Source organism: Ruegeria sp. BHSB064 (genome assembly GCF_059613205.1).
This window is the reverse complement of record NZ_JBXWSB010000243.1, coordinates 1-1,762: the sequence shown is the minus strand read 5'-3', so window position 1 is coordinate 1,762 and position 1,762 is coordinate 1. Positions and strand designations below refer to the sequence as shown.

At 55.6% G+C, this 1,762-nt stretch carries 1 protein-coding gene and 1 pseudogene; both read right to left on the bottom strand.

The window, feature by feature from the left end:
- Positions 1 to 931: NADH:ubiquinone reductase (Na(+)-transporting) subunit B (locus AC2FNU_RS24695; protein ID WP_496794257.1), on the bottom strand; the 931-nt coding region annotated here is incomplete at its 3' end.
- Between the two features lie 5 nt (positions 932 to 936).
- Positions 937 to 1,762: pseudogene (locus tag AC2FNU_RS24690) on the bottom strand (NADH:ubiquinone reductase (Na(+)-transporting) subunit A); the annotation flags it as partial.

The window sequence follows — 1,762 nt, the reverse complement described above, 5'->3', positions numbered from 1 at the left end:
TCGGGTTCGTGTCCGATCCGATGAGGTTCAGCAGCAGGGTAAAGCCGATGGTTCCGGCCAGACAGCCGACAATCAGCCGGTAGTTGGCGATCTTTGTCGTCAGCAGGAAGGCCAAGCCGATCATACACGCCAATGTAGATGTCTCACCAAAGCTGCCCTGGATTTGGCCGAAGAACGCGCTCGACCAGGTGATGCCTTCAGCGGCCAGCGCCTGAACACCATCAGCCGCCGAGACCGCCAGTGCAGTTGCACCCGAGAAACCATCAACCGGGGTCCAAACCGCATCGCCCGACATCTGCGCAGGATAAGCAAAGTACAGGAAAGCCCGACCAACCAGCGCCGGGTTGAGGAAGTTCTTGCCTGTGCCGCCAAACACTTCCTTACCGATTACGACGCCAAAGATAATGCCCAAAGCGACCTGCCACAGCGGTGTGGTTGCAGGCATGATTAGCGTGTAGAGCATTGATGTAACAAGGAAACCCTCGTTCACCTCATGCCCCCGCACGGTTGCAAAGATGACTTCGAAAATACCGCCGGCGACCAGTGTGACGATATAGATCGGTAGGAAATACATCAGCCCGTGCATGACATTGGCAAAGATGCTGTCAGGGTTCAGCGAAATGCCGAACATCTGCAGAATTGCAATCCGCCAACCAGTGGCCGAGTCAGGCCCAAGCGTGGCTATAGCCGAATTGGCCTGATAGCCGGTATTGTACATTCCCCATAGGATACACGGGATCGTGGCTATCACGACATAAGTCATGATCCGCTTCATATCCACGTAAGACCGCGCATGAGGGGCAACGGTGGTCACAGTTTTCGGAGTGTAGATAAAGCTTTCGACCATCTCGTAGATGGGGAAATACTTTTCGTACTTGCCGCCCTTGGTAAAGTTCGGCTCAATCCGATCGAAGAAGCTGCGCAAACCCATTTGGATCAGCCCTCCTTTTCAATCTTGCTCAGGCAGTCGCGCAGCGCCAGCCCGTATTCGTATTTTGCCGGACAGGCAAAGCCCACAAGGCCCAGATCCTCTTCATCCAGCTCCAGTGCGCCCAGTGCCTGAGCCGTGTCCGTATCCATCACCAGCAAGGCACGCAGAAGCTGAGTCGGCAGATAGTCCTGCGGCATCAATTCTTCGAATACACCGGTCGGCACCATCGCGCGACGTCCACCATTCAGGTTGGATGTAAATGCGTACAGCTTCTTGGCAAACGCAGAGCCCAGAACGGGCTGTACGGAAAACTTAGACGGCATTGGACGAATCCAGCCCATCGGAATTTGATCGTGATCTTCACGTATGATGCTGATCTGGCGGGCAAAGCGCCCCAGATAGGCCGTCGGTCCATCAGCTAGCTGACCAGACAGGATTGAACCCGAGATGATACGCGGCGTGCCGTCCACGTTCACCTCATCACGGGTCAGGTCATCCGTGGATGCACCCATAACAGTGCGCACCAAACGCGGCTGACGCGCCCCGGGACCGGTCAAAGCAATAACAATGTTAGGATCCAGATGACCGGTTTGCATCAGGCGGCCTATTGCAATGACATCCTGATAGCCAATCGTCCAGACCTGCTTTTCACCAGCCAGAGGCTCGAGAAAATGGATGTGGGTACCTGCCAGACCAGACGGGTGCGGACCAGAAAATGCCGCCGCTTCTACGCCGGGAACATCTGCTCCGGGGATCGCGTCGCCTTCTTTCTGGCACAGGAAGGTTTTTCCTTCGGTCAGTTTGGTTATCGCTGCCAGACCCGAGTTGAAC